Origin of the sequence: Paenibacillus hebaui, from assembly GCF_051934385.1 — a bacterium.
Taxonomy (GTDB): Bacteria; Bacillota; Bacilli; order Paenibacillales; family Paenibacillaceae; genus Paenibacillus.
Map to the genome: position 1 here is coordinate 696,170 of NZ_CP196836.1, position 26,665 is coordinate 722,834.

Below are 26,665 nucleotides of genomic sequence, written 5' to 3' on the forward strand. Positions count from 1 at the left end.
AAAGGGAATTCCTTACAAAGGGGGGCAACTTGAGGTGAAAGAGCTATCGAAATTATCCTTCTGGTATGTACCTTTTTCAATCAAATTTCTGGCAGCCCTATTGACCAGCATTTCGCTTTCCCTGATTGTCGGCATCATGGATTATGTTCCTTTGGAGGAACGAGCTGAACATACATATTATTATCCCTTCGGGTATACATTGAGCATAAGCATTCTGATCAGCATGGCTGTTCTTCTGTTTCTCATCCTGCCTCTATCGATATTTGCGGACAAGGTGATTGCTTCCCAAAAAATAAATGGGCCAGTAGCAAAGGTAATCTTAGTCATCGTAACTTATTTCCTTCTGGGATTAGGTAGTGGGCTGCTGTTTTCCATCTTTGTATTCAAGTGGGCTGCTTTCGAGTATACAGGCCCTTATCCATACCTGATTATAACGGCTTTCGTCTTTCTGTTGTGGCAACTCGGGCTGAACCGGCTATTGAGGAGGGGGCGTGGATAAAAGTGGAGCAGATCGTATGGAGGAAACATAGCTAACTCATACTGGATGGAGGGACTATATACAAGAACACAATTAACCGGAATCGCCGTTGTCAGGCGAATCCGGTTATTTTTTTGTTTTAGCTTCCGTGCAACATGATTTAGCTGTTAGATGATAAACGATCTGCACCGAGTGCAAGCCTTTCCAACAGATCAGACAGAAGTTGCTTGTCATCCTCGCTTAGCCCGCTGACCGCACGATCAATTTTGTGCGCATAGCCTGGGTAGATATCATCCATGGTACGTTGGCCTTCCTCAGTCAGCTCTACAAAGATAATGCGTCTGTCTTGAGGACAATGTTTCCGGTGTAAAAGCCCTTTTTGCTCCAGCTTGTCAATCACATAGGTGACATTACCGCTTTGCAGCAGAAGCTGTGCACCAACCTGTTGAATGGGCTGTGCTCCCTTCATATATAACACTTCGAGCACCCCGTATGCTGTGGGGTTGAAGCCATGTACTTTACTTCCGGATACAGCGTGTTCATTCACGCTCTTGAATGTCTGGGCCAAGGTGCGGTACAGATGAAGTGAACGTTCGGTTCCGATTTCTTGTAATTCCAGCATGCTGATCCCGCCTTTTCAGATTAGTTTATAAGTTGAAATGATAAAGTTACAACCTACCACTACGATGACAGAACAACCTTCCAATCACTGTTATCCCCAGATTTTTTGATTACTCTTCAAAGGTAAAATCCGGTGATAAAGGTGAACGCTTCGCTTTTTCAGGTTTTTTCTGTTCTCTCCGTTATGCTGTTCATGTAAAAGAGTATTTCAACTTATATGTGTTGGTTAGTTATGTTGGACGATTCATGTTGTCGCCATGTATTTATTGTAAACGTCTGTTTCACTGAAAAACATGCGATATGTCACAAGATCTGCATTTTTAGCATTTAAAATTTGATCATTAATCTACAGCGGCAATGGATATGATCTTTCCACGCTAAACGTTGAATCGCAGGAAACAGGCATACAGGAATATACATGCAGGAAATTCATCCTTTAGATGTCGTTTTTCTCCTCCTCTGGCAGGAGGTTGAATCAAGGCCTGTTCTCTATAATGAGTTCATATGATGAATTCGGAAGGCACTGGAGGAGAATTAGGATGACAAGTGAAATAACGTTTGAGACACAACGACCGCTGAAGAATAACCGCTCTTTTGTAACCCTGATGGTGGCACAGGCCATCTCCAATCTGGGTGACTGGCTGCATCTGCTGGCAATCCTGACACTCGTAGGTATTCGCTGGAATGCAACGCCATGGGAGATTACGTTTGTCATGTTGTCCGCAGCACTACCCATGCTGTTGACGGGTCCGTTTGCAGGAGCGCTCGCGGATCGGGTGAACCGCAAATGGCTAATGATTGCTGCTGATGGTGCGCGGATCATCATCGTTGGTGCATTGATTTTTGCCGACCAGATCTGGCACGTCTATGTACTGCTTGTCCTCAAATCTTTGTTCGATGTGATGTTCTCTCCTGCCAAGAACGGAAAACTGAAGGAGCTTGTACCCCATGAGCAGCTTGCGCAAGCTGTATCCATCAGCTCAGTGATTGAACAGATGTCCAAAATTATTGGACCAGCTCTTGGCGGGCTGCTGGTAGCTGCTTTTGGTATCACTTGGTGTTTTATTCTGGACTCAGCGTCTTTTCTGATCTCCGGCATCATTTTATTGTGGATTCCTGGAACTCGGGTGATCCAATCCGTGATTCAGAACGGTACTGAAGAAGAGGAAGAGACAGCTGGGGATGTTCACACCCGACCAAAAGACTCTTTTTGGAAAGAAACGCTGGAGGGCATCCGCATGCTCTCATCTCTCCCTCACGTAGGAACGTCTCTGATCTTGCTTGCTTCAGCAATACTCTTTCTGCAATTTGCCGATTCACAGACCGTGGTGCTATTCAGACAGCTTCCCGGTATTTCAAGTGATCTGCTGGGGTGGTGCGTTGCGGCCAGTGGTGCAGGCACATTAATTGCTGCGATGAGTGTGCGCAAGTGGAAGAAGGCAGGGCATATTTTGAAAATGGGTCTGGGAACCACGCTCACGGGTCTGGTCATTGGTGCAGCCGGAGTGATTGTTGTGGTCTGGCCGTCTGCCGGGCTTGGTGCGCACCTGCTGCTTATATCCGCGTTTGCCTTGGCGGGAGTCGGAATCGGGTTTGCAGTGGTGCCCTTCCAGATCCTGTTGCAGGAACAGACACCTGAGGCGATGACAGGCAGGGTATTTGGAACGGTAGGCAGCGTGATGACAGCCAGTAATATCATGGGCCCGGTGGTAGGCGGATTTATGGTTACTTCATTCGGTGTAGTCCCGGCTTTTGTCTGTTCAGGCATTTTGCTGACCCTGCTTGGGTTGATTTATTTGATGAAACGCAAAGGGAAAAAAGCCGATCTGAATGCCGCAATGGCAGCCAAGACAATGATTGCGGGCGACTGAAAGGGGGAGACACATATGCCTTGTCCCGCCAGCGTATTAGCGGACAGGGGACGAAGCAACTATATATGAGCTTTCCACTGTAAATATAAAGCAGCAGGGGCTCCGAAACCCCTGCTGCTTTTGTTTCAATGGGACAATAAGTTAGATATACATTGAACATAAGTTCTAGTATAATTGTTATAACAGTTGAATAATATAATTAAGGAGGGATAATGAATGAATAGGGTGAGTGAAATGGAACGAAAAGTAACCAAATTCGGTAATAGTCTTGGTTTAACAATGACGGACGCCTTCAAACAAATTGGCCTTGAGCAAGGAGATATAGTTCATATTGAGGTAGACCAGTCCAATGGAGAGATTGTTATTAAAAAGTCGATAAAAGTTAATTTGCCTAACGGACTCAGTAGTGATTTTATGGATACACTGGCTGATGTCATAGATGAGTATGATCAAACCTTGAAAGGTCTCAAAGACAGATGAGAGAGACTCGATACTTGAGCATTCAAGAAGTTATTGCGATCAACGTCGCTATGATCAAGCGCTACAGTCCTGGGGAGCAGATTGGAGTAAAGGATTCTGGTCTGCTTGAGTCTGCTGTTTTGAGAGCACAATCATCTGCTTTTGGGGAGGATGCCTATCCATATATATATGAAAAGTCTGCAGCTATATTTGAATCTCTGGGACAGAACTATCCTTTCCATAACGCCAATAAAAGAACTGCTTTCACCGCATTAGTTATCTTTCTGCGTTTTAACAATCTTTATCTAAAAATGGAGCAATCCTTCGCTGAGGATTTTACTGTTGATATGGTGAATCACAAATATACATTTGAAGAACTAGTCTCAATTATTCGTACATACTGTGTTTCTGAGAACCAAGAGAACAGAACTTAGCAATAGGTCATGAATTACTATGATTTATTGCTTTTTTTTATTTTGTCCACCCAATTTAGAAATGCTCAAAATGATCAAACAATTCATTACCAACTCGATTACAATGAATAAATACAACCAAACAAGTACCGGATCAGAACAGGAGTGAGATACATGGAGACGAAGCATGAAGGTGAAAGCACGGACATGAAAGGGTCCATATTGGATGTACATATCACAGAGGCGGGTTACGAGGTGGGACAATCGACGATACGTAACATCCAAATTCATGTGGCGCAGGGGGAACTGGTAGGTATTATCGGACCGAATGGGGCTGGCAAAAGTACTACCATCAAAACGCTGCTCGGTCTGCTTGAGCATGCCAAGTATGATGTGACCATTGGAGGAGATGGGCGATATGCCTATATCCCGGAGCAGCCCGTCTTTTACGAATACATGACGTTGTGGGAACATCTTGATCTGGCAGCCGCTGCATATGAAATGGAAGAAGAGGTTTTTGTAGTTCGAGCGGAGGAACTGTTGGTTCGTTTCGGCATGGGCCATGTGCGCAATGATCTTCCAGCCAGCTTCTCGAAGGGCATGCGCCAGAAAATGATGCTCATGATCGGTTTTCTCTCTTCACCGGATGTATATATTGTGGACGAGCCTTTCATCGGACTGGACCCGCGTGCAACCAAGGATTTCTTGAAACTGCTGGACGAGGAGCGTCAACGTGGTGCAGGTGTACTGATGTCTACGCACGTATTGGATACCGCTGAGCGAATCTGTGATCGTTTCATACTCATCCATTCCGGGCGTTCTACGGCCGAAGGAACATTGGATGAGATCCGTGCAGCTGCGGAAATGCCGGAAGCCTCGTTATTTGATTGCTTTGATACACTGACATCCTGATCAGAGAGGAGGGAGGCAAAGAAATGGAAACTTCCAGACACTATACACCTCAAGGCTTATACAGACGCAGGCGCAAGGAACATTTCAATATGCAACTGAAAAACCTGAAACTGGTAGTTGATTGGACCGTTTGGGTCTATCTGCTTGTTCCAGGTCTGCTGTACCTGGTCGGATGGTATGCGAGTTTGTGGACCAAACCGTTGCCCTTATGGGCGACTGGATTATCAATGTCCACGCTGACAGGCATAATCGATCTCGTGATCCTTACAGGCGGAGTGCTGATCTTTGTGGAGGAAGCAGATGTGCTGTTCCTCAAATCGCGGCCACTGTGGATGCGGACATTGATGAGCCAGGGGATTTATCGGGCTTGTTTGCAACATCTGGGCAAAATGATTGCCATTATAGCACTCACTGCACCACTATGGTTCCGTGTCTATGAAATGTCGATCATTCATATTGCGCTACTAGCTGTCTGGTTCGGTGCAGTTGCTTCATTTCAAGCCCTTGTTCTGCATATGATAAAGGTTCGGTATACCGGGTGGAGACGCTGGATTCGAATGATTCCTCTCGTGGTTGCAATGGGCATATATACGATTCATGTAACGTCAGGGATTCATGCACAGATCTGGACACTGCTTGCAGGGATCGGATTCACGATCATTCTGCTGATTACAGTCGGCCAGATGAGACTGATGATGAAGGGAACCTTTGAAGGGGATGTGAGAGAGGATTTGCGAGCAAGGTTACAATTCACAGCACTTTTGCTGAGTCGAGTCGTGACCAAGCCAAAAGCGCCGCGTACACGAACAATGATCTTTCGTAAACCGCGTAAACTGCTGCGCAATCGTTCCATCTCTAATCGAACAGCAGAGACGGCATTCAAAGCGTTTTTTCGTAACTCATCCACGTTGAAATTGTATTTGCAGCTTGGAGGACTTTCCATTGTTGCTGTTGCACTGCCGCCTTTTCCGGTCAATGTCATTGTGTGTGGCCTGCTAATCATGATGTTATCTGTGCTGTTCTATCGTTCATGGGATGTATTCGCAACTTCGGACTACGTTCAGCTTGTATCTTACGATGCAGAGGCATTGAATCGTGCAAGTCTGACTATGGTTCGTATGCTGTTCATTCCGTTGGGCATTCTGATCGGTTATTCATTGGGAGTCGCCTGGCTGGGCTGGGTTGAAGGCGTGATTACAGCTGTAGCTGTAGTAGCCACGGGGCTGATTATTCTGTCTATCATAGGCTGGTTTCGGCTGCTCCGCTCCAATTGAACTAAATTCTTCCTTGCGTAGTAGCATAGCAGGCGATGTAACTGACCATGCTATATAAGAGATTCTTATCATTTGAAGGTAAGGAATTAGCTTTAGCACAGGAGGAAGAGATCCATGATGGATAATAGTGAACTTCAGGTGCATTTCTCAGACGGTACTGCTCTGTTAGCTGCAAAGGAAACCTTGGAGGAATTGGGCTATAAGCCATATCAGTCAGGTCCACTGGAATTGTACGTTCCCACAGATCGTCAGGACACGCAGTCGGCTGTAGAAATTGTACAGTCTCACGGGGGTAGTGCGCTATTCGCATCTCCAATGGAAGGGCTGGATCAGTTTCAGAATATCTCAATTCCGGCTCATATGGTAAATGAAGACTGGAATGAGGGTTATGCGAGCGGAGGCCAGGAGGGCAATACCGAGCAAGGAATGCATAACCGGGACGAAGACCCGACATTCGATGATTCGGTCGATGGATTTTCCGGTAGTGTCAAAGCATAGAAGCTAGACACGTTACCATTATGCTGTAGGTTACAGAGAAACTGCATGAAACTCAAAAAGGAGTGTCCCATACGTCATGAGCATGACGTGGGACACCCCTTTTTGTATTATTCCAGTCTAATGAATCCTTTTTTGTACTCCGCCGCATGCATACCAGCCGTGTACCCCGTGGAGAATGCAGCCGTAATATTATACCCTCCGGTATAACCATGAATGTCCAGAACTTCACCGCAAAAGAATAATCCTGGCAGTAGCTTGGATTCCATCGTTTTTGGGTATATCTCCTTTAAGTGGATTCCTCCGCCAGTTACAAAGGCTTCCTTGAGGGATCTTGTTCCGTCTACGCGGAAGGTGAAGGCCTTCATCAATCCCACTAATGTAGTTAACATGCCTTTCGGAAAATGATGGAACGTGAGGTCCTCGCTGATCTCCGCTCTCTTCATCAACAATGGAATCATACGCTCAGGAACCCATGTTTTCAGAATATTTTTGACTGCCTTCCGGGATTCTTGCTCCAGTACCTGCTGAACCTGTGTTTCCAGTTCACCAGCAGACAGATTTGGGAACAGATCAATACTCATCATGACCTGTGGGTTTCCGGATTTCATCTGGACCTTGCGAATGAACTGGCTGCAACGCAGCGCAATGGGTCCTGATACACCAAAATGGGTGAAGATCATATCCCCGCGATGGGAGATAACGGGTTTGCCTTTGGCATCCAGCACAGATAATCCGACATCCCGCAAGGACAAGCCTTGCAGTTCTTTGGATTGAATCCAACTCTCGCCAGATACAATTGGTACTTCGGTTGGATATAGCTCTGTGATCGTATGTCCGGCTGCTTCAGCCCATGGATAGCCATCTCCGGTTGATCCGGTTTGGGGTACCGATTTGCCCCCGGTAGCGATAATGATAGAGCGTGCAAGCACAGTTTTGCCGGAAGCCAGCTTTACGCCCTGCACCTGTTGTCCATTCTGGATGATTTCCTTCACGGGCTCTTTGGTACGTATCTCGACCCCAAGGGAGACGATTTTGCCCACCAAAGCATCAACGACCGTTTTGGCTTTATCGGTTACCGGAAACATTCTGCCGTTATCTTCTTCTTTGAGGGCAATGCCGAGATTTTCAAAAAAACGCATAATTCCCTGATTGTCCAAATTCTGAAATGAACTATATAAAAAGCGTCCATTACCCGGAATGTGTCGGATGAGTTCATCCGTTTCCTTCGCATTGGTCACGTTGCAGCGACCGCCGCCGGAAATCCCGAGTTTGCGGCCGAGTTGATCTCCTTTATCCAACAGAAGCACCGAGGCTCCATGTTCAGCAGCAGCAACACAGGCCATCAGTCCCGCTGATCCACCGCCAATTACAATGACATCATACATATATTATTACCCTCTTTTTCATGGATTTGATCTGTATCATTTTTGGGTATTTAACCCGAGCATTAATGTTTAAATAACCATATATAGATGCAAGTCTCTTCATCATTCTATATATAGTGCGCATAGGCAATTCTTATCGAATTATGCAGGATTATGGCTTAATGGTACATATTTTTGACCATTTATGCTGAATCATTCGTTCTATTCTGCTGGCTTGAGGGATATATTGTAATATACTGTCGCCTATGTTTTAATCAGAAATACATGAGGGAATGTGCAGGCAGAGGAGGAGATGGCATTGTGGTTGCGTTGAAGGACATTCTTTTACAGGTACTGCTGGCAGGAGTTGCGGTATTTCTAATCCCTTTATTCCATCTGGGACGCTCAAGGCAAGCTTTTTCCAAGATGGAACGTACTGGAATAATGCAGACCAGTCTTGCCGCAACGAGTGTGGTAAGCATGTTGCTGTGTTTGCTTTTTGCTCACTATGCGAGTCCGGAGACTGTCCCCATTTCTTTGGGTATTGTACCTTTGACACTCGTCATATTGTATTGCAGGATCCGTATAGCCCTAACGCTGTCTCTTCTCCAAGTACTCTTCTATTTTCTAGTTGCGCATCCCTATAATCTGTACGGCTTTCTCCTTCAAACAGGCATTCTTCTCTATCCTATTGTATGGTTGTCGGCTCAACGATTCAAGCATTATACACGCTCACGAAAAATGGTGACGGTTATCGCCTTGGTCACGGCTGAACTGGTTGTGGCCAGTGTACTGTACGTGCCATCTATGGAAATTCATTCAACGTTCTCAATAGTACAGTGGGTACTGATAGCCTCGGGATATACCATTGGTGCTGTCATTGCCGGAAGTCTTAGTATGCTCTGGATTGACCAGATGCAGCATCACCGCGGCCTTGAGCAACACCTGTCCGAAGTTCACCACAGATACATAGCTGAAACGGAGAAACTTAATCAAATTTTGAATGCGGTTCCTTTATCCATCGCTACCGTAGATAAGCAAGGAACAGTGCAGTTTGTCAACGATACCATGGAGCAAACGGCGCGGGATCAACTGCCCTGCACAACAGCACCTGATTTAATCGGACACCCTGCCAGTCAGTTTGTGGAACAAGCTCAGGCGGACAAGATGGAGAGCAGTATTCGAAGGGCTACTGTTCATGGGGAAGTGAGCGGTTTGACGGTACGTTATGGTTCACACGTATTTCAATCCCGGACGATACCTATCTATTCTTTTTCAAAGGAATTACCGAGAGAGGTCACAGGAGCGATGTTGATTATTCAGGATATCACGGAACTTGAGATGCTGCGAAGCGAGCTCGACAATGTGGATCGTCTTAGTCTGGTAGGGCAGATGGCCGCAAGCATTACGCATGAGGTTCGGAATCCGATGGCAGTTGTGCGTGGTTTTCTTCAATTAATGCAGGAAAAGAGTCCAGAGTCCCTGGATCACTATGACCGGATCGTTCTGGAAGAGCTAGATCGGGCCAACAGCATAATTAATGATTTCCTTTCTCTCGCACAGGATCGGATTGCCGAGAAAGAAGAATCCCAGTTGCATGATATCATCCATGAACTAAGTCCCTTGTTATGGGCTGATGCGAATCTGCGTGGTCAGAGCATTGAGCTCATGCTGGCGCATAATGTGCCGAAGTTGCATCTGAACTCAAAAGAAATCAAGCAAGTGGTACTTAATCTGGCCCGCAACGGAATGGAAGCCATGAATGAGAAGGGTGTGCTTACGCTGGAGACCCGTATGGTAGATGATAAGGTGGAATTGTGTGTGCGTGATACTGGCTCAGGCATTCCGTCAGTGAAGAAGGAGAAGCTCTTTGAACCGTTTTATACCACCAAAGCAAAGGGGACGGGGCTTGGATTATCCATGTGCCTTAGCATTGTGGAGCGACATAATGGAACCATCACCGTCGAATCGGAGGAGGGTCAGGGAACGACTTTCAAAGTGGCATTTCAGCGTTGAGCCCTAAGCATGTTTTGCCAAGGAATGAGACATAATATAGAGGAAGAAGCCTTTCCGCAGGCGGTGTCTGATCCTTGCTTTCATTGCTTAGGGATGTATAATAGGAATAGCACAAAAGACTTAATTTTTTGAAATAATAGAACATACATGTTTAAGGAGTGAAACCGAATGTCGATGTCATTTGATCAATACATGAAAGATATGGTTCAACCGATGCGGGATGAGTTGACTCGTTTGGGAATACAGGAATTGCGCACCCCTGAAGAAGTAGAAGCAAGTCTGCCGGATGCAAAAGGAACGGCTCTGGTCGTCATTAACTCCGTTTGCGGATGTGCCGCAGGTCAATGCCGTCCGGGTGTATCCCAGGCGCTGCAGAACGACATTACACCGGATCACCTGTACACGGTATTTGCCGGTCAGGACAAGGAAGCTACAGCGAAAGCACGTGAATTCTTTGCACCGTATCCTCCATCTTCACCGTCTATCGCGTTGATGAAAGACGGAGAACTCGTTCACTTTATCGAGCGTCATCAAGTGGAAGACCGTTCTGCAGAGGAAATTGCGGCTGAGCTCACGAGTGCTTTTGACCGTTACTGCCGTTAATTAGCTCAAGAGCGCCCCGCCCTTCGGATGACCGATGCCGGGGCGTTTCATTTTGGGTAGATCAGGTTATTGAACCATTCGGACCTTTCAAGATGGACATCAAATCTCATTTATTTAGAAACGGGGTGTGTGAACGATGAGTTTGCAACAACAGATCATCGCTGAATTGAAGGTTAAACCAAGCATTAATGAAGCAGAGGAAGTGCGCAAGCGCGTTGACTTTCTGAAGACGTATGTGAAAAATGCTGGTGCCAAAGGCTTGCTGATCGCGATCAGTGGCGGTATTGACAGTGCAGTGGCTGCGGCCCTTTGCAAACAAGCAACGGACGAGCTTACAGCGGAGAACAAGCAGGAGTACAAAACGCTGGGCGTGTTCCAACCTTATGGTGAACAATCGGATATCGACCACAGCTACGCTGTAGCGAAGGCATATGACCTGAAGCATGTCGTGGAAACGAACATCGAAGATGCGGTTAACGAGATCGCACTGGAAGTGGAGCAAGGCTTCAAATCCTTGGGCAGCCCACGTCATATGACTCACCAAGGCAAAGGCAATGTTAAAGCGAGAACCCGCATGGTGATGCAATATGCTCTTTCTTTTGAAGAAAACCTGCTGGTTGTAGGTACGGATCACGCGTCCGAAGCGATCACCGGCTTCTATACCAAATGGGGCGATGGCGCTGTTGATATCACGCCACTGAGCACCCTGAACAAACGTCAGGTACGCCAGCTTGCTGCCTATCTTAAGGTGCCACAGGCTATTTTGGACAAAGCTCCATCCGCAGGATTGTGGGAAGGTCAGACCGATGAGGAAGAACTGGGCATTTCGTATGAAGCGAACAGCGACTACCTTGAAGGCAAACAGATCGACCCAGCTGCACAAGAGCGTCTCGAAGCGTTCTATAAACGTACACATCACAAACGTAATGCCATTCCTGGCATTTAATATGAAATGCAGGCAAGCTATGAAAAATAGTTAAGCATGTGAACAGTAAAGAGTCACTGCATCAGGCAGCGACTCTTTTTGCTGTACCTTTATGGCTTCGTGTTACTTGCTCCATGCCTCAAGCTGACGAAGTGTTTCGGTGATCACCTGCTCCAGCTGTGGAGTCGTACCTGTGAATGGGTGAACGGTATTATAAGTGTGGTTACCTCCAGGGATCTGATGCCACGGGATATCCGGACGAGCCTGTACAAGTGCAGCTGAACCGTCACGCAGACGTTTGCCATCCTCTGTTCCCTGAATGAGCGCAACGCGCAGGGGAGAGGAGGACAACCGATCTATAATCGCATAACGTTCACGATGTTGTTCCAGGTCGTCAATGATGCACACATCGAGCGGCATTTGCTGTCCTGTTCGTCCATTAATTACATGGCTGCGGCCATGCGTACGCATCTCTTCTTTTTGTTCTGCGGTGAAGAGATCCAGGTTGGTTACACCATTCCAGGATATTACGCCAGAGATTTGATCGGAGTGATCCAATGCATAGACAAGACTTACACCTGCACCGCGGCTGTGTCCAATAAGATATACAGGTAGTCCGCCGAGTTCGGATTGTGTGGGCACATAATCAAGCACGTTTACCAAGTCAGCCAGCTCCTGACTGTACGTGTTCACTGCGAATTTTTCGAGTTCGGAAAATTGCTCTAGGTCTTCTCCAACGCCGTTATGAGAAAAATTAAAAGTCAGGACGTGATGATTCGTGCTTAGCTGCGTTGCAGCGTAAGGGAACATTCCCCAGTCTTTGAAGCCCTTGTAGCCGTGAGCCAGTATGATAACTCCTTGAGCTGTTTGCTGTGCAGGGAAAATATCTCCGCGGATGACGGCATCTCTGCCAGTAGCCAGTTCAAATGCTGTGGACATCGTTGACACATCCTTTACTGAATTGATATATAACAGTTTACCATAATTGGGATTGTGTATAGGGATAGGTGGTACTCGCTTCTGTGCGCCCCTCCTGCTACAATAGAATACGTGTTCGGATGAGTTACGGATGATAGAACCAGATAAAGATCGTTTACAGCATAAAAAGTTAAGCGGGTGAAGCGTTGATGATATATGGAATCGGAAACGACGTGCTGGAAATTGGACGAATGCGCAAGCTGCTGTCTGGTCGCCACGTTGAAGCATTTATGAACCGAATTTTAACACCTGCAGAGCGGGAGATTGCGATTCATCGGGGGAAGCGGATGACGGAGTTTGTATCCGGGCGATTCGCAGCGAAGGAAGCGGTGTCGAAGGCGTTTGGCTGCGGCATTGGTGGAATTATCGGTTTTACGGATATTGAAGTGCTGCCTGATGGCAAAGGACGCCCTGTAGCGACACTGTCCAGCCAGGCTTGGGAAAGGCTTCGATTGCCGTACGACAAGCAGTATGACATTCATTTGAGCATTACGCATCAGACGGAGCTGGCTGCGGCCTTTGCCATAGTGGAGCAGATGGAGAAGCAGATCGACGGGCCAGAACGGCAGGATTAAGAAATAACAGTAAGCAAAAACGCAAGCAAGGTAACAGGAGAGGACGGACATATGGGTTTAATGGAACAGAAACGACATTTCAGTGTGAATCTGCTGGATTGGTATATGGTTAATCGAAGGGATTTGCCATGGCGACGCCATAATAATCCTTATTTTACGTGGGTATCCGAAATTATGCTTCAGCAGACCCGGGTGGATACGGTGATCCCGTACTTCAACCGCTTTATTGCGAATTTTCCAACCGTTCGGGCGCTGGCAGAAGCACCGGAAGAAGATGTCCTGAAAAATTGGGAGGGGCTTGGTTATTATTCCCGTGCTCGCAACCTTCAGGCGGCTGCCAAACAAGTCATGGAACTGCATGGAGGAGAGATGCCGCAGGACAAGCCATCGGTCTTTGCATTAAAAGGGGTGGGCCCGTATACTGCCGGGGCCATTCTCAGCATTGCCTTCAACCAGCCGCAGCCTGCGGTGGATGGCAATGTCATGCGGGTCCTGTCCCGATACTTCCTCATCGATGAGGACATTATGAAGGGCAGCACCCGTGTGTTGATGGAAGAGCTCGCAGGAGAGCTCATTCCGGAAGGGCGGGCGCGTGATTTTAATCAGGCGCTGATGGAGCTTGGCGCGCTGGTGTGCACGCCGAAAGCGCCGCACTGCCTGACTTGCCCGGTCATGGAGCAATGTTCCGGCCGCATCGCCGGACGGGAGCTCACGCTGCCGGTCAAGACCAAAGCGAAGCCGCCGCGCCCTGAGCAGCGGCTGGTCGCGATTGTGCAGGGCCGCGGTGCTCATCGCGGCCAAGTGCTTGTGCGGCAGCGCCCAGCGACGGGCCTGTTGGCCCGCATGTGGGAGCTGCCGCATGTGCTGGGGGCGCCCGCCGCAGCAGGCAAGGCGGCGGGGCCCCTGGCGGATGAGCCGGCCATGGCTTTGCTGGCCGGCAGTCTATGGGCGGAAGGCTTCGCTGCCCGCCCGGAAGGGCTGGCTACTCATGCGGAGCATGTGTTCAGCCATATTGTGTGGAGCCTGCAGGTGTACAAGTGCACCGAGCAGGCTCAGGGCCTTGAGCTTCCGCTGATCGCGGCGGAAGCCAGAGCCGCCTACGACGCACAGGCGACTGCACAGGATAAATCCACCTCAGCACCAGCTACAACTGAGTCGGTAACGAATCACTCGGAGCAGTCTAGTTCGGGTACTCTCCAACTTTCGAACGAGCTGGACGATATGAACCTGCTGGGTGAATCGGCACAGGCGGATAACTCAAGCACACCGCTCATGCTGACAGGTAAAGGCGATGGCCTGATATATCGCTGGATCGGACCGGAAGATATGGACAAAATGGCATTCCCAAATATCTTCCTGAAGCTGATCAGCAGTTATTTTGCTGGCGCTTATGACGAAGTTAAGGATTGAGCGTAATGTTATTTGAAGTTGCTCTCTCTATAAAGCTTGATACAGCAAAAAGAGCCTGATCCGGTCGCGATGACCGAATTAGGCTCTTCTTTTATACAAACCGCCTTATTTCGCGGATGCGTAGCGTTTGTTCACTTCATCCCAGTTGATTACATTCCAGAAAGCGGCGATGTAGTCAGGACGTTTGTTTTGGTAGTTCAGGTAGTAAGCGTGCTCCCATACATCCAGACCCAGAACCGGAGTCAGACCTTCGAAGAGAGGGCTGTCTTGGTTAGGTGTGCTAGTGATGGACAATTTACCATCTTTACCTACTACGAGCCAAGCCCAACCAGAACCGAAACGAGTTGTAGCTGCTTTGGCAAAATCTTCTTTGAATTTGTCGAAGCCACCCAGTTCGCTATCGATTGCTGCTGCGATGTCGCCCGTAGGAGCGCCGCCGCCGTTAGGTCCGATGATTTCCCAGAACAAGCTGTGGTTAGCATGTCCGCCACCATTGTTGCGAACCGCTGTGCGGATGCCTTCAGGTACGCTATCAAGGTTAGCAATCAGGTCTTCCAAGCTTTTTTCTTGCAGTTCAGGAGCGCTTTCCAGAGCTGCGTTCAAGTTGGTTACATAAGTATTGTGATGGCGATCGTGGTGAATTTCCATCGTTTTTGCATCGATATGTGGTTCCAGTGCATCGTTAGCGTAAGGAAGTGCCGGTAATTGAAAAGCCATAGTGAAATACCTCCTGAGATTTTTTAAATTTTTTTAGATTAGCATTTTGCATCATTCGCATCGAATCGCTTCCGGGTACAAAATTCAGTCGAGTAGAATCATTTCGATCCAGATCTTGCTCATTGGAAGTCGCTCTTAGGAATTATGCAAATTACTAAAGGTACATATGTAATAATACCCTTGTCACTATTATTAAACCGCATTCGGGCTAATTAAGCAACATTTTTGTTTATTAAGTCCCCCGAGACATTGATACTTTCATGCGCTAGAGTTAACAAACATATTTTACCCATATTGAATATATTTATGTGATTTAAACCGACTAATAGAGAAAAAGATTAATATTCGGAATGTAAACGGTTACAATTAAGCGCTTTCAAAAGAAAATGCGTGTTTTATGGAGAAAAGTATGGTTTAATTGACGAAGAAGCAGTATTTCCTCGTTTTTTGTCATTATATGAACATTGGGTTTTTGGTAAAAAGGGAAATCCTTTTTGTAAAACCTCATCTAAGCTAACGAAAAGGGAGATTTAAGACATGCACGTTCGTTCCTTTCAGTTGAGTGATGCAAGCCAGATGACGGAGCTTCTCCAGGTTGCACTATCGGAAGAGTGTTATGAGAACACGATGGGCCCGTTTGCCCGTCAATTGTCATGGGATTCTGACCTGATCATGGTTGCGGAAGAAGAGGGAGACCTCGTCGGCGCTTTGATCGGTACGATTGATCACAACCAGGGTTGCATCTACCGTATCGCTATCCATCCAGACTATCGTCGCCGCGGAGTCGGCAAAAAACTTGTCGAGGCCATGGGACATCGTTTCCAGCAGCGTAAAGTCAGCCAAGTATGGGTGGCGGGTGATGAGCACAACAAAGTAGCCATGCCTTTGTATGAAGCTATGGGTTACGGTGCCAATCAGATTATGAGCGCTTTCCAGAATCTTAGTATTTTGTCTAAAGCTTAGTTTGTGTGTTTAAAAAAGAAATAAAAAAAAGATGTTCATTTCATATTAGGCATATCTCTTCAACGTGTAACAACGTGAGAGATGTGCCTTTCTATTTATATGCATGCTACCCACGATTATTCCCCTGTTATTTTCGTATCCTTTGAACAGCTATCCTGCAACGCATTGATCTATCAGCTAACTGTAGTGATCTTGGAGATGTTCATCCTTCCAGACGTATTGGTGCTCATAACCAATTGTTTCACTCTTGCAAATGAAGTAGAATTAAAGGGAGTATGACCGCCTTCTTTGGTACAAAATTGATAAATGAGGTGTCCCTTTGAACTCCAACATACCTTCAACGGAGCATGTGACTTCCGAGGAACGAAACGGTCCAGCAGTACCTGATCATCCGGGGAAATCCTGGATGGCTGAGCTGTGGGATTGGATGAAAACCATTGTTGTCGCTTTTGTGATTATGATGTTGCTGAATTTGTTTGTATTCAATCTGTCGATGGTCAAGGGGCAGTCCATGCAGCCGACGCTGGTCGAGCGGGACCGTCTGTTTGTGAATAAAATTGTGTATGACTTTGGAACTCCATCCCGATCGGATGTCATCGTGCTTCGTGATCCAAGCGAAGGCGTGGAGAAGAAGGATTTTCTGGTCAAACGAGTTGTGGGACTTCCGGGAGATACGATTGAAGTACGGGATCACCATCTATATGTGAACGGATTGCAACAAGCGGAGACGTATACGGACATCGAGGTTCAGGACCCTGACTTTGGACCGATTACGCTGGAACCTGATCATTACTTCGTGATGGGGGATAACCGTCATGAAGGCAAGAGCAAGGATAGCCGCGTGTTTGGAAGTGTCACATCCAGTGAAATTGTAGGCAGAGCGGAATTTATTTTCTGGCCTTTCTCGGAGATTAAGAAACTGTAAAATTATTGCAGGACAACAACTTCACATTACATTTTGCGTTAAACCATATAGAACTCAGTATCATCCTAAATACGGTATACCAGGTTGGTATATCGATATCAGCGCCTGTCCTCCCCGTTGAGGCGGGCGTTCACTATTTGCGGAATATGAGTTGGAAGAAGAGAGGGAAGAGTCATGACGAGCGTACAGACCGGTGCAGTACAGGCAGCCTCCGTATGGGAAAAGCTAAAACAGGAGATCAAGGCAGCGGGCCCCGGGCTGGGCATTGATGATATCGGATTTGCTTCGGCAGAGCCGTTTGTAACGCTAAAATCCATACTGGAACAGCATCGGGCTAACGGGTATGAGTCCGGATTTGAAGAGTCTGATCTTGAGAAAAGGGTTCGTCCCGAGTTGAAGGATGGTGAACCGGCTTCACTTATTGCGATAGCTGTGGCGTACCCATCGAAGATGGTGAACCCGCCGAAGTCGGAGCCAGGGGCTTATCGGGGGATTTTTGCCCGTTCCGCGTGGGGTCAGGATTATCACCAGGTTTTGCGTACAGCGATGGACAAGCTGGTGAATTTTATACGTGAACGCGTACCTGAAGCCATGATCGAAAGTATGGTAGATACGGGAGCATTGGTGGATCGTGCCGTCTCCCAGCGCGCAGGGATTGGTTTTAGCGCCAAGAACTGTGCCATTATATCGCCCAAATTCGGTTCGTGGATCTTTCTCGGCGAACTGGTGACGAATATTCCGTTTCAGCCGGATACACCGGTGACCGAGGACTGTGGTGAATGTACGAAGTGTATTGATGCCTGTCCGACAGGAGCACTGGTGGGGCCGGGACAACTGAATGCACAGCGCTGCATTTCGTTTGTGACCCAGACAAAAGGGTTCGTTGATGAAGAGTTTATGCTGAAAATTGGAAACCGTCTGTACGGTTGTGATACGTGTCAGATTGTCTGTCCGAAGAATCGAGGAAAAAACTGGGATCATCATCCCGAATTTCATCCCGATCCTGAGATTGTCAAGCCTTTACTGCTGCCATTACTGGATATTGGTAACCGTGAATTCAAGGAGCGTTTCGGCCAAAGTTCCGCTGCCTGGCGGGGCAAGAAGCCGATTCAACGCAACGCCGTAATTGGGCTGGGCAATTTCAAAGACAAAAGCGCTGTACCGAAGCTGACGGAGGTACTGAAGCGTGATCCGCGTCCCGAGTTGCGGGGAACCGCAGCCTGGGCGCTTAGCAGAATTGGAGGAGAAGACGCAATGAGAGCAATTGGGGAAGCTGCCGCTAACGAACAAGATGGGAACGTACTAAGCATGCTGCAGAAGGCCAAGGAAAAACTGAGTTCTTCCGAAACCTTACCCGATAAGCCACAGACTGGGCAACAAGTGAGCAATCAGCAGCCAGAGGAACAAAATAACCAGCACAATTCATTACAGTCTTTACAGCAGGATCTGAAAGTGGAAATGGCGTCTGAACAGGGTGGTGAGCAGTCAGCACATCCTGCCAAACTGGAAGCCGCAGCGTGGAAACCTTCGGCTGTAACCGGCCTTCATGGCACGCCAGTGTATTATGATGAGGTACTAACACCGATCGGTACACTTACGTTATGTGCTACGGATAAAGGGCTTTGTCATATTGATTTTGGGGCGTTTCATGTGCGCGAAGCGCATCTGCAACAATGGGCACGTACCTGGATTGGCGAATATCGATATGAGAAAAATGAAGAGAAGCTGCGTGAAGCTGCACAGCAGTTGAAGCAGTATTTTGCAGGAGAACGCAAAGCATTTGAACTGAAGCTGGATTTGCTTGGAACACCATTCCAGCTACAAGTATGGCAAGTCCTGTCCGATATATCTTATGAAGAGGTCTCATCACACCAACAGGTTGCGGAAATCATCGGCAGGCCCAAAGCAGTTCGGGCAGTTCTGGATGCCATTAGCAAGAATCCAATTCCGATCATTATTCCCTGTCACCGCATCAGCGGTAAAGACGGAACCCTGGTGGGTTATGTAGGCGGTCTGCAAACCAAAGAGCAATTGCTCACATTGGAGCAGCAATCGTAAGAGCGGGGGACGTTCATGAAGTATGTAAACGTGGAGAGTGTGGAAGCGGGGGAGCTTCTGGGCAAAACAGTATATTCCAGTAACGGTACGGTATTGCTGTCTGCCGGAGTCCAGCTCACCGTCTTTATGGTTAATACGCTGAAGCGTATTGGCGTGACCATGCTGTACATCCAGGATGAAGCGTATAAAGATGTGGATACAGAAGATATTCTGGATGAAGCCACAAAAAAGGCCGTTATTAATGAAATGAGCATGACGCTTGAAGCTGTTCGTTCCGGGAAGGATTGGAGCCCAAAGAAGGTCGCAATCAGCATCGACAAGCTGCTAAACGATGTGTTGAACGGGCGTGAACTGCTTGTACAGCTGACCGATATTCGGACAAAAGATAATGCTCAGTATGTTCATGCAATGAATGTATGCTTACTTTCGTCGGTTATTGGATTGAATCTGGGGCTTAACTATGTGCAGCTCAAGGATCTCGCAATCGGAGCTTTGCTGCATGATATCGGCAAAGTTGGCGAAGCGCCCGGCAGTGGTTCGGCAGCGAATGCTTCCTTGCACCACACGTGGAAAGGATTCGAGCTGATCAAGTCGAAACGGGAGTTCAATCTGCTCGTTGCACATACGGCTCTGCAGCATCATGAGCATATGGACGGTACCGGGTTGCCCAGAGGGATGAAGGGAAAGGACATCCATCTGTTCGCCAGAATCGTTGGTGCGGCTAACATGTATGATAATCTGATCAATGGGTTATCGGATCGAAGTCTCCTGCCTCATGAAGCTTGCGAAGAGATGATGGCGATGTCCGGCACGAAGCTGGACCGTGATATTCTAATTGAATTCAATCGCAGTGTGTCTGTGTACCCGAATGGAACTGCAGTCCGATTGTCTACCAAAGAGACTGGAGTCATTGTGCGTCAGCATCGGGGTTTGCCAGGTAGACCGGTAATCAGGGTGGCACGTGGCAGTACGCGTTATTCTCTGGATGTGGTTGAAATCGATCTGGCTCAGCATACAACCGTTTTCATAGAGGCGGTCCTGATGTAGCCAAACGGATGCTTCCGAGAATGTTTATTGAACGTTTTCTATCCGTTTACGGGAGAACAAATTCAGCTAGTAGCTGGAAAATCCGTTTGCTCAAGGCGTGCGGAAATGCTATGATACTTTCAGGAAATCCGGTCCGTGGCATGTTTACATCCTGCACGTATAACTTCATGTGATGACACGGAACATCAGGCTTTTTAGATTGCATACAGAGGTGTCTAAGAGATGGAGATAGCAATACCGATTATTACATTAATTGTTGGTCTGGTTGGAGGATTTTTCATCGGGGTGTTCTACCTGCGTAAACAGCTCGAGAAAATGCAAAGTAATCCGGACATGCTTCAGAAAATGGCGAAGCAGATGGGTTATAACCTCAATGGCAAGCAAATGCAGCGTGCTCAGCAGATGATGAAGAACCAGCAGCCGGGCGTGAAACAGCCGCAGCCGCAACAACATCCTGCGCGTAAAAACTCGGGCCGCCGAAAATAATAGCAGTGTGTGGTAGCTGCTTACAGCATGTGGTTCGAAAGGAGGCGTTCGGCAGTGGCTGGCGTTAAAGATTATGTTAATACGAAAGTAACCGACAATCGGGAGAAGATTGAGTATCACATTGGGCAGATCTTGAACTTGATCGGTGAGGATACAACGCGGGAAGGGCTGCTTGAAACGCCTGCACGCGTAACCCGGATGTATGAAGAAATTTTTGGTGGGTATGAAGTAGACCCGCGCGAGGTGCTCGGGGTTACTTTTAACGAGAATCATGAAGAATTGGTCATTGTGAAAGACATTGTCTATTATAGCCAGTGTGAACATCATATGGCGCCTTTCTTCGGCAAGGTACACATCGGTTATGTCCCCAGTGGCAAGATCGTTGGTTTGAGCAAAATGGCCCGTCTTGTTGAAGCGGTTACCCGCCGCCTACAGGTTCAGGAGCGCATTACTTCACAGATTGCCGATATTCTGACTGAAGCAGTAGAGCCGAATGGTGTCATGGTCGTTGTGGAAGGCGAGCATTTGTGCATGTGTTCCCGCGGCGTGAAGAAACCGGGCAGTAAGACGGTAACGTCTGCTGTACGTGGTTCTTTCCGTGACAATCCGGCACAACGTGCCGAGTTCCTGTCACTCGTGAAAGATTAAGATCTGACAAGTCCATTCGTTGGACAAGCCAGGCGCATTCGGAATTGTTATAGATAAGCCGTGTTCCCTGGGGAACCGGCTTATTTATATATCGCATTTTCAATTACACCAGATGATACATATGCAATACCTGATGATGTCTACTTTGTAACGACATGAAATCATCCAGATTAGTTCAGTCGGAGGCTATCTTATATGAGTGTATCGTCCAATTCAGATCAACCCGAACTTCCGGGAGAGCAACGCCAGATAAAGAATAAGAATGATCTTTCTTTACGCCTGCAGATCTGGGAAACACCGCTGCTGAAGCACGGGAGCAGTGTGCTTGAAGCATTCGCCTGGGAAGAAGTGATGTGCCGCCGAGTAGGGGAGGGGCATCTGCCTGTCGCGCATATTTGGCGGCATCCAGCTGCCTTTGTAGCGGGTCTGCGTGATCGGAAGCTGCCACAGGCGGTTGAAGCGATGGAACAGATTAGAAGCCAAGGGACAGCGGTCTGTGTCCGACCTTCTGGTGGTGCTGCTGTTCCCCTGAATCCGGGGGTAGTCAATGTGTCGTTGATTTTACCCAATCCCGGACGTGCAATTAATATTCATGATGATTTTCGAGAGATGGCCTCACTGATCGCTGAATCGTTAACGCCATGGTCGAGTCAGGCTCAGACGGGTGAGATTGAAGGTGCATTCTGTCCGGGAGATTACGATGTCAGTGTGCGTGGACTGAAATTCTGTGGTATTGCCCAGCGAAGACAGGCCAAGGCGTATATCATCACTGCCTTTATCATCGTGGAAGGACAAGGAGATCAACTCGCAGCAGACGTAAGCAAGTTCTATCAGAACGCAGCAGGCGGCACCAGTGAAGGGTATCCCGATGTTCGCCCCGGAACGATGGCGAGCTTGCAGGAACTGGCAGGGGTCCCTTCTACGGCAGCGTATACCGCTTCATGGGTACGCACGCTGCGTAACCGCTATCCTCTGGCGGAGACAAGTCGAGTGTTGACTGTAGATCGGGAAGCCGTCAGACGAACGGCCGAGCAGATGAAGCTGCGCTACGATTAGTATCACAAGCTTGGACTTGGATTTGGGTAATAGAGATGATATGATGTGATTTCGGAAGGAGAGTGTTAGGATGGAAACATTGAGATATACGTACGTATATGAGGTTGTATCTACAGGCGAAAAGTCTGAGTTCAGCCAAATGGCAACAAGCAAGGAAGAGGCCGCAGCGCTTATCGTTGCACGTATTGCCGATCTGGAGTTTACAGAGGAGAACGATATCAAGCTGGGCGATTTGATCGCCATTAGCAAACAGGTTGGCGACAATTATGTTGCGTGTGAGGGTTGTGCTTCTTAGTGGTGGTTGTACCCATAGAGTATCTCAATACAAGCAAGTCTTCTTGAATCAAGAGGCTTGCTTTTTTTGTAGTTTAATTGAAAGAGATATCTTTCAGTTATTTAGCGTTTCAGTTGAATGGAGGATAGGCGCTCATGAGTCTCTATTTTTTTGCTGAATAGATGTTAGATTATGTTTTGTTTAAAATAATCGATGCTTCCAATTAACATTGAACGATTTTATTTGATTCTTGGGTGCGATTGACAATAATAGATTGCATATGTAGCATTTGAATAGTACCAACCAACATAACTAACGGAGGGATTTTCCATGGCTAAAGTAAACGTAGGCGAAGAGAATGCTCAACCCATTGAACTGTATTACGAAGATCATGGCGAGGGGAAACCCATCATCCTTATTCATGGCTGGCCATTGAGTGGACGATCCTGGGAGAAGCAAGTACCTGCCCTGATTGAAGCGGGCTACCGCGTTATCACGTATGACCGTCGTGGTTTTGGTCAGTCTTCCCAACCTTGGAATGGTTATGACTATGATACATTTGCTTCTGATTTACATAAATTGATTTTACACCTCGATTTGCGTGATGCCACACTGGTCGGTTTCTCCATGGGAGGCGGCGAAGTGGCTCGCTATATCGGAACATATGGAACAGAACGGGTTTCCAAAGCTGTATTTGCAGGTGCTGTGCCTCCTTACCTGTATAAGTCCGAGGACAACCCACAGGGAGGATTGGATGATGCAACGATTGCAGAATTCCAAAATGGGGTTAAGGGAGATCGTATAGCCTTTTTGGATGGATTTACGATTAACTTTTTCGCAGCAGGAGATCGTACAGATCTGGTGAGCGAACCGTTCCGTCAATATAACCGGGATATCGCTGTTCTGGCATCACCAAAGGGTACTCTGGATTGCATCGCTGCCTTTGCTCTTACCGATTTCCGTCAGGACCTGGAGAAATTCGATATTCCGACGCTGGTTATTCATGGTGATTCCGATGCCGTTGTGCCGCTTGAAGTCAGTGGACAACGTACACATGAAGCCATCCCTGGCAGTCGCCTTGTTGTTGTAGAGGGTGGACCGCATGGCTTTAATGCGACACATCCTGAAGCCTTTAATGCAGCGTTGATCGAGTTTTTGCAGGACTAAGCATTAATTAAGATTGCTTATAAAACCAAATGAAACGCAAAAAAGCAGGACAACCTTTCAGAAGTAGGGTGTCCTGCTTTTTCAACTATTAAAGAACTTCGACTGAATCATATTGTTCACGGGCAATCCTGGTTGCATCTACCATGTTTCGCAAGGAGGCGACCGTTTCTTCACGCCCACGGGTTTTCAGGCCGCAATCCGGGTTAATCCAGAACAGGTTGGAATCAAGTACACGCAAGGCATCCGAATGTTCAATTCTCAATAGGGCGGCCACAACAGCTTGCGTGCAGTTTCATAGCGTTCCGCAACGGCAGGCCAGTACAGAACATTCCACCAGTCCTCGATATATTTTTTGCGTTCGTTCTGGTGTTTCAGGTAGTAGGCATGCTCCCATACATCGAGTGGAAGAAGTGGGACGATATCGGATTGGGACAGGTTCTGGTGTTTCTCCGCCTGCAAAATTTCCAATCTATGCGCCCGAGGGCTCCAGACAAGCATGGCCCAACCACTGCCTTCCACTTTGTTCGCGGCCTCGGTGAATTGATTTTTGAACGCTTCATAGCTTCCGAAATCTCGCTTGATCTGTTCTGCGAGCATGCCCGAAGGTTTGCCGCCACCCTTGGGATTCATAATCGTCCAGAAGATCGTATGCAGGTAATGGCCTGCACCATTAAAGGCGAGTTCCCGTTCCCAATGTTTGACGAGTTCGAAATTATTCTTTTTCCGTGATTCCGCCAGTTTTTTCTCCGCTATATTCAGTCCATCCACGTAGGATTGATGGTGTTTGTCATGGTGTATACGCATCGTCATCTCGTCAATATGTGGTTCCAGCGCGTTGTAGGCATAGGGTAGGGGCGGAAGTGTATGTCCACCAATGGGCACAGGTTTCTCCTTGATCGGTGCTGTAGCGGAGGTTGAGGGACCATCTGTCACGCCTGCAGAAGGTGATTGAACGGCGGCTGATGACTGCATCTGTGCCGAAGGAGAGGGCGTGTTCGCTTTTACAACAGTGGGAGGAGGGCCTTCCACAGCTTCGCGATCTGACCATTCTAATACAGAGTTTGAGGATTCATTGGAGCTAGGGATGACGATATGTTCTGATGTTTGAAGGAGCTTCTCCAGTGAGAAAGGCTGATCAGACGCCGAGTCCCGCATCACTCCAGGCTGACACAGGGTATTGAGCACACCAAGGAAATATTCGGATTCGCGTATGAAATGCAGAATGACGACTTCAGCCAGAGGCAGGGATTGCACCGCAGCACTTTGCTCCAGCAGGACGTACAGCTGTCTGATAAACTCCCGCGATTGCGAGCATGCAGCAGAGACCAGCTGTTCAATACAGCGGATCATATAGGGAGCAGGAGGGTGGGTTCCCGGCAGTAGCTGTTTCAGTAGCTGATTCGCCACTCTCTCACTATGCTCAAAGGTAGCCTCCCATTCCTCAAGTAGCTTGACATAAGAGGGCTCAAGATCAGGGACCAGTGCACGAATGACGATTGTATGTTCTTTCTCCTGCTCCTTCCAGAAGCGTATCTCCTCCAGGATCCGCAGAGGTAGCAGATGTCCATATCCATACCAGTTCATATAAGGTGAACCTCCATTCAGATGAATTCCAATTCAAATGGTAGCCTTAGGTCGCCCGGGTTCGCTCAACATGAGATATACAAGCTAAAGCAGTCTTTGATTGCGTCCCAAAAGTATATTCTTCCGCCATGTTGTCCTATGTGTACACAAAAAAAGAGCCCCAAAGGGGCTCTTGAATGCCGGAGCATGACTATTCTCCGGTAGGGGTATCTTCCACAACATCGCTGCTTGTCTTCGTCACATGACTGAGGAACAGTGAGACACGACGCAGGTATTCCTTCGGATGCTCCCTGAAGATCAGCTCATGATGTGCACCTTCCACAATCCATTCTTCCGAGTAAGGATTGGTCTGGTTGGCGGCGAGTAGTTCAGCAATCGGATAAGGGGCCTTTTCATCCTCGGTACCATGGATGAAGAAAATCGGGAACGGATAATCTTTCTTTTTCACCTCTTGATAAGGAATCTGCTGTAATCCGGTTCCATTCAGAATCGGGAACAACAGGTTCATAATCTGCAGTGTGGGCTGACGCGGGAGATCAATCTGATTATGAATGTTGTGGTACAGCGTATCCGGTTCGAGCAGGAATGAGCTGTCCAGAATCATCGCGTCCACGTCCTCGGTCACAAGTCCAGTCTGTAAAGCCGTTCCGGCCCCCATGGAGAAGCCCCAAACCACAATTTCCTCGGCTCCGCGCTGTTTAGCCAGTTGGATGGCTCCGAGTAATTGCTGGGATTCTGCTTTTCCGCCTGTAGCTACAGCTTTGTTCACCTGTGAGGCGAATCCGTAATCAAACATGACCACGTTGAAGCCTTGCTGGTGAGCGTAGTGCGCCAGATCATACATCGGCACCCATGTTTCCTCGCGATTTGCGCCGTACCCATGACTGAAGATGATCGTTTTGTTCGCATTCTTATCAGCTGGAATATACCATCCCTGCATCGTTCGGCTGCCATCTGCTGCCGGGAACGTGATGTCTTCGTACTTGATGTTCTTGGCCTGCATGGGGTTGGAGAAGACAGGCGCTACGGTTGGATTGGATAGTACCCACGCAATATAACCGTGTAGTGCAATAAAACAAAAGAGCAGAAAAAATACAACGGAGAGCAACAACGCCACGACAATATGTTTGAACCGGATCAGCCTCGGTGATAACGAAGAAGGCATATCGGTCAATTTCGTTTGCAGCGGGGCTTCGCTCTGGGATGTCGGATACATGATTGCCCCTCCTTTTAAAATCAATGAAGATAACAACGAGACGCACAGAGCGGATAAAAGGTATATATGCAAAAGGCTCATGAGCAAAATCTTAACTTAATATATCTTTATCGTATGTTCCAATATG

General features: G+C 47.8%; 27 protein-coding genes and 1 pseudogene. 21 read left to right on the forward strand and 7 right to left on the reverse strand.

Annotation, left to right across the window (positions count from 1 at the left end; all coding sequences use genetic code 11):
• The first annotated feature begins 34 nt into the window (after window positions 1-34).
• A complete protein-coding gene (locus tag ACR32F_RS03100; protein WP_440116045.1) occupies window positions 35-499 on the forward strand; it encodes a hypothetical protein in 465 nt (154 codons plus the stop codon).
• A gap of 139 nt (window positions 500-638) precedes the next feature.
• On the opposite strand, the gene ACR32F_RS03105 is transcribed toward ACR32F_RS03100, so the two are convergent.
• Window positions 639-1,100, reverse strand: coding sequence for a MarR family winged helix-turn-helix transcriptional regulator (locus tag ACR32F_RS03105; protein WP_440116047.1), 462 nt, complete (start codon window positions 1,098-1,100; stop codon window positions 639-641).
• Window positions 1,101-1,638: 538 nt separating this feature from the next.
• Between ACR32F_RS03105 and ACR32F_RS03110 the strand changes: the two genes are divergently transcribed.
• The 6 genes from ACR32F_RS03110 (at window position 1,639) to ACR32F_RS03135 (ending at window position 6,526) form a co-directional block, all read left to right on the forward strand.
• Complete coding sequence (locus ACR32F_RS03110; RefSeq protein ID WP_440116049.1) at window positions 1,639-2,970, forward strand: MFS transporter; 1,332 nt, start codon at window positions 1,639-1,641, stop codon at window positions 2,968-2,970.
• Window positions 2,971-3,186: 216 nt separating this feature from the next.
• Entirely contained in the window at window positions 3,187-3,450 is a 264-nt protein-coding gene (locus ACR32F_RS03115) for an AbrB/MazE/SpoVT family DNA-binding domain-containing protein (protein WP_440116051.1), read from the forward strand.
• Window positions 3,447-3,863, forward strand: a complete 417-nt coding sequence (locus ACR32F_RS03120) for a type II toxin-antitoxin system death-on-curing family toxin (RefSeq protein ID WP_440116053.1) — start codon at window positions 3,447-3,449, stop codon at window positions 3,861-3,863. Before ACR32F_RS03115 ends, ACR32F_RS03120 begins: the two co-directional genes overlap by 4 nt.
• Before the next feature lie 153 nt (window positions 3,864-4,016).
• Window positions 4,017-4,754: an ABC transporter ATP-binding protein gene (locus ACR32F_RS03125; RefSeq protein WP_440116055.1), complete on the forward strand. Its 738-nt coding sequence runs from the start codon at window positions 4,017-4,019 to the stop codon at window positions 4,752-4,754.
• A gap of 23 nt (window positions 4,755-4,777) precedes the next feature.
• On the forward strand, window positions 4,778-6,028 hold the full coding sequence (locus ACR32F_RS03130) for an ABC transporter permease (protein WP_440116057.1): 1,251 nt from the start codon (window positions 4,778-4,780) through the stop codon (window positions 6,026-6,028).
• Window positions 6,029-6,142: 114 nt separating this feature from the next.
• Entirely contained in the window at window positions 6,143-6,526 is a 384-nt protein-coding gene (locus ACR32F_RS03135) for a hypothetical protein (RefSeq protein ID WP_440116059.1), read from the forward strand.
• A 107-nt stretch (window positions 6,527-6,633) separates the two neighbouring features.
• Here ACR32F_RS03135 and ACR32F_RS03140 read toward each other — a convergent pair whose 3' ends face one another.
• Window positions 6,634-7,911: an NAD(P)/FAD-dependent oxidoreductase gene (locus ACR32F_RS03140; protein WP_440116061.1), complete on the reverse strand. Its 1,278-nt coding sequence runs from the start codon at window positions 7,909-7,911 to the stop codon at window positions 6,634-6,636.
• A 300-nt stretch (window positions 7,912-8,211) separates the two neighbouring features.
• On the opposite strand from ACR32F_RS03140, the gene ACR32F_RS03145 reads away from it, so the two are divergent.
• The 3 genes from ACR32F_RS03145 (at window position 8,212) to nadE (ending at window position 11,455) form a co-directional block, all read left to right on the forward strand.
• Entirely contained in the window at window positions 8,212-9,906 is a 1,695-nt protein-coding gene (locus ACR32F_RS03145) for a two-component system sensor histidine kinase NtrB (protein ID WP_440116063.1), read from the forward strand.
• Between the two features lie 168 nt (window positions 9,907-10,074).
• On the forward strand, window positions 10,075-10,509 hold the full coding sequence (locus ACR32F_RS03150) for a BrxA/BrxB family bacilliredoxin (RefSeq protein WP_440116065.1): 435 nt from the start codon (window positions 10,075-10,077) through the stop codon (window positions 10,507-10,509).
• Between the two features lie 136 nt (window positions 10,510-10,645).
• Entirely contained in the window at window positions 10,646-11,455 is an 810-nt protein-coding gene (gene nadE / locus ACR32F_RS03155) for an ammonia-dependent NAD(+) synthetase (RefSeq protein ID WP_440116067.1), read from the forward strand.
• Between the two features lie 102 nt (window positions 11,456-11,557).
• Here nadE and ACR32F_RS03160 read toward each other — a convergent pair whose 3' ends face one another.
• A complete protein-coding gene (locus ACR32F_RS03160) occupies window positions 11,558-12,373 on the reverse strand; it encodes an alpha/beta hydrolase family protein (protein ID WP_440116069.1) in 816 nt (271 codons plus the stop codon).
• 188 nt (window positions 12,374-12,561) lie between these two features.
• Between ACR32F_RS03160 and acpS the strand changes: the two genes are divergently transcribed.
• Together acpS and mutY are read left to right on the forward strand one after the other, a co-directional pair.
• Window positions 12,562-12,987, forward strand: coding sequence for a holo-ACP synthase (acpS, locus tag ACR32F_RS03165; protein ID WP_440116071.1), 426 nt, complete (start codon window positions 12,562-12,564; stop codon window positions 12,985-12,987).
• Between the two features lie 51 nt (window positions 12,988-13,038).
• Window positions 13,039-14,397, forward strand: coding sequence for an A/G-specific adenine glycosylase (gene mutY, locus ACR32F_RS03170; RefSeq protein WP_440116073.1), 1,359 nt, complete (start codon window positions 13,039-13,041; stop codon window positions 14,395-14,397).
• Window positions 14,398-14,502: 105 nt separating this feature from the next.
• Here the strand turns inward: mutY and ACR32F_RS03175 are convergent, their stop codons facing one another.
• On the reverse strand, window positions 14,503-15,114 hold the full coding sequence (locus tag ACR32F_RS03175) for a superoxide dismutase (RefSeq protein ID WP_145326472.1): 612 nt from the start codon (window positions 15,112-15,114) through the stop codon (window positions 14,503-14,505).
• Window positions 15,115-15,651: 537 nt separating this feature from the next.
• Between ACR32F_RS03175 and ACR32F_RS03180 the strand changes: the two genes are divergently transcribed.
• The 9 genes from ACR32F_RS03180 (at window position 15,652) to ACR32F_RS03220 (ending at window position 23,738) form a co-directional block, all read left to right on the forward strand.
• Window positions 15,652-16,077 (forward strand): GNAT family N-acetyltransferase, encoded by a 426-nt coding sequence (locus ACR32F_RS03180; RefSeq protein ID WP_440116076.1) that lies wholly within the window; start codon window positions 15,652-15,654, stop codon window positions 16,075-16,077.
• 319 nt (window positions 16,078-16,396) lie between these two features.
• Window positions 16,397-17,002: a signal peptidase I gene (gene lepB / locus ACR32F_RS03185; RefSeq protein WP_440116078.1), complete on the forward strand. Its 606-nt coding sequence runs from the start codon at window positions 16,397-16,399 to the stop codon at window positions 17,000-17,002.
• A 174-nt stretch (window positions 17,003-17,176) separates the two neighbouring features.
• Window positions 17,177-19,060, forward strand: coding sequence for a tRNA epoxyqueuosine(34) reductase QueG (gene queG, locus ACR32F_RS03190; protein ID WP_440116080.1), 1,884 nt, complete (start codon window positions 17,177-17,179; stop codon window positions 19,058-19,060).
• Between the two features lie 15 nt (window positions 19,061-19,075).
• Window positions 19,076-20,107 (forward strand): HD domain-containing phosphohydrolase, encoded by a 1,032-nt coding sequence (locus ACR32F_RS03195; RefSeq protein ID WP_440116082.1) that lies wholly within the window; start codon window positions 19,076-19,078, stop codon window positions 20,105-20,107.
• A 222-nt stretch (window positions 20,108-20,329) separates the two neighbouring features.
• The gene (locus ACR32F_RS03200; protein ID WP_440116084.1) at window positions 20,330-20,593 is read left to right on the forward strand and encodes a YneF family protein; all 264 of its coding nucleotides are present in this window, start codon (window positions 20,330-20,332) and stop codon (window positions 20,591-20,593) included.
• A gap of 54 nt (window positions 20,594-20,647) precedes the next feature.
• Entirely contained in the window at window positions 20,648-21,241 is a 594-nt protein-coding gene (gene folE, locus ACR32F_RS03205) for a GTP cyclohydrolase I FolE (RefSeq protein ID WP_440116086.1), read from the forward strand.
• A gap of 195 nt (window positions 21,242-21,436) precedes the next feature.
• On the forward strand, window positions 21,437-22,297 hold the full coding sequence (locus ACR32F_RS03210) for a lipoate--protein ligase family protein (protein ID WP_440116088.1): 861 nt from the start codon (window positions 21,437-21,439) through the stop codon (window positions 22,295-22,297).
• A 70-nt stretch (window positions 22,298-22,367) separates the two neighbouring features.
• Window positions 22,368-22,592, forward strand: a complete 225-nt coding sequence (locus ACR32F_RS03215; RefSeq protein WP_440116090.1) for a hypothetical protein — start codon at window positions 22,368-22,370, stop codon at window positions 22,590-22,592.
• Between the two features lie 309 nt (window positions 22,593-22,901).
• Entirely contained in the window at window positions 22,902-23,738 is an 837-nt protein-coding gene (locus ACR32F_RS03220; RefSeq protein ID WP_440116092.1) for an alpha/beta fold hydrolase, read from the forward strand.
• A gap of 88 nt (window positions 23,739-23,826) precedes the next feature.
• On the opposite strand, the pseudogene ACR32F_RS03225 reads toward ACR32F_RS03220, so the two are convergent.
• The 3 genes and pseudogenes from ACR32F_RS03225 to ACR32F_RS03235 all read right to left on the reverse strand — a co-directional run.
• Window positions 23,827-23,979: pseudogene (locus ACR32F_RS03225) on the reverse strand (hypothetical protein); the annotation flags it as partial.
• Window positions 23,980-23,996: 17 nt separating this feature from the next.
• Window positions 23,997-25,322: a Fe-Mn family superoxide dismutase gene (locus tag ACR32F_RS03230; RefSeq protein ID WP_440116094.1), complete on the reverse strand. Its 1,326-nt coding sequence runs from the start codon at window positions 25,320-25,322 to the stop codon at window positions 23,997-23,999.
• 190 nt (window positions 25,323-25,512) lie between these two features.
• Entirely contained in the window at window positions 25,513-26,538 is a 1,026-nt protein-coding gene (locus ACR32F_RS03235; protein ID WP_440116096.1) for an alpha/beta hydrolase, read from the reverse strand.
• Between the last annotated feature and the right edge of the window lie 127 nt (window positions 26,539-26,665).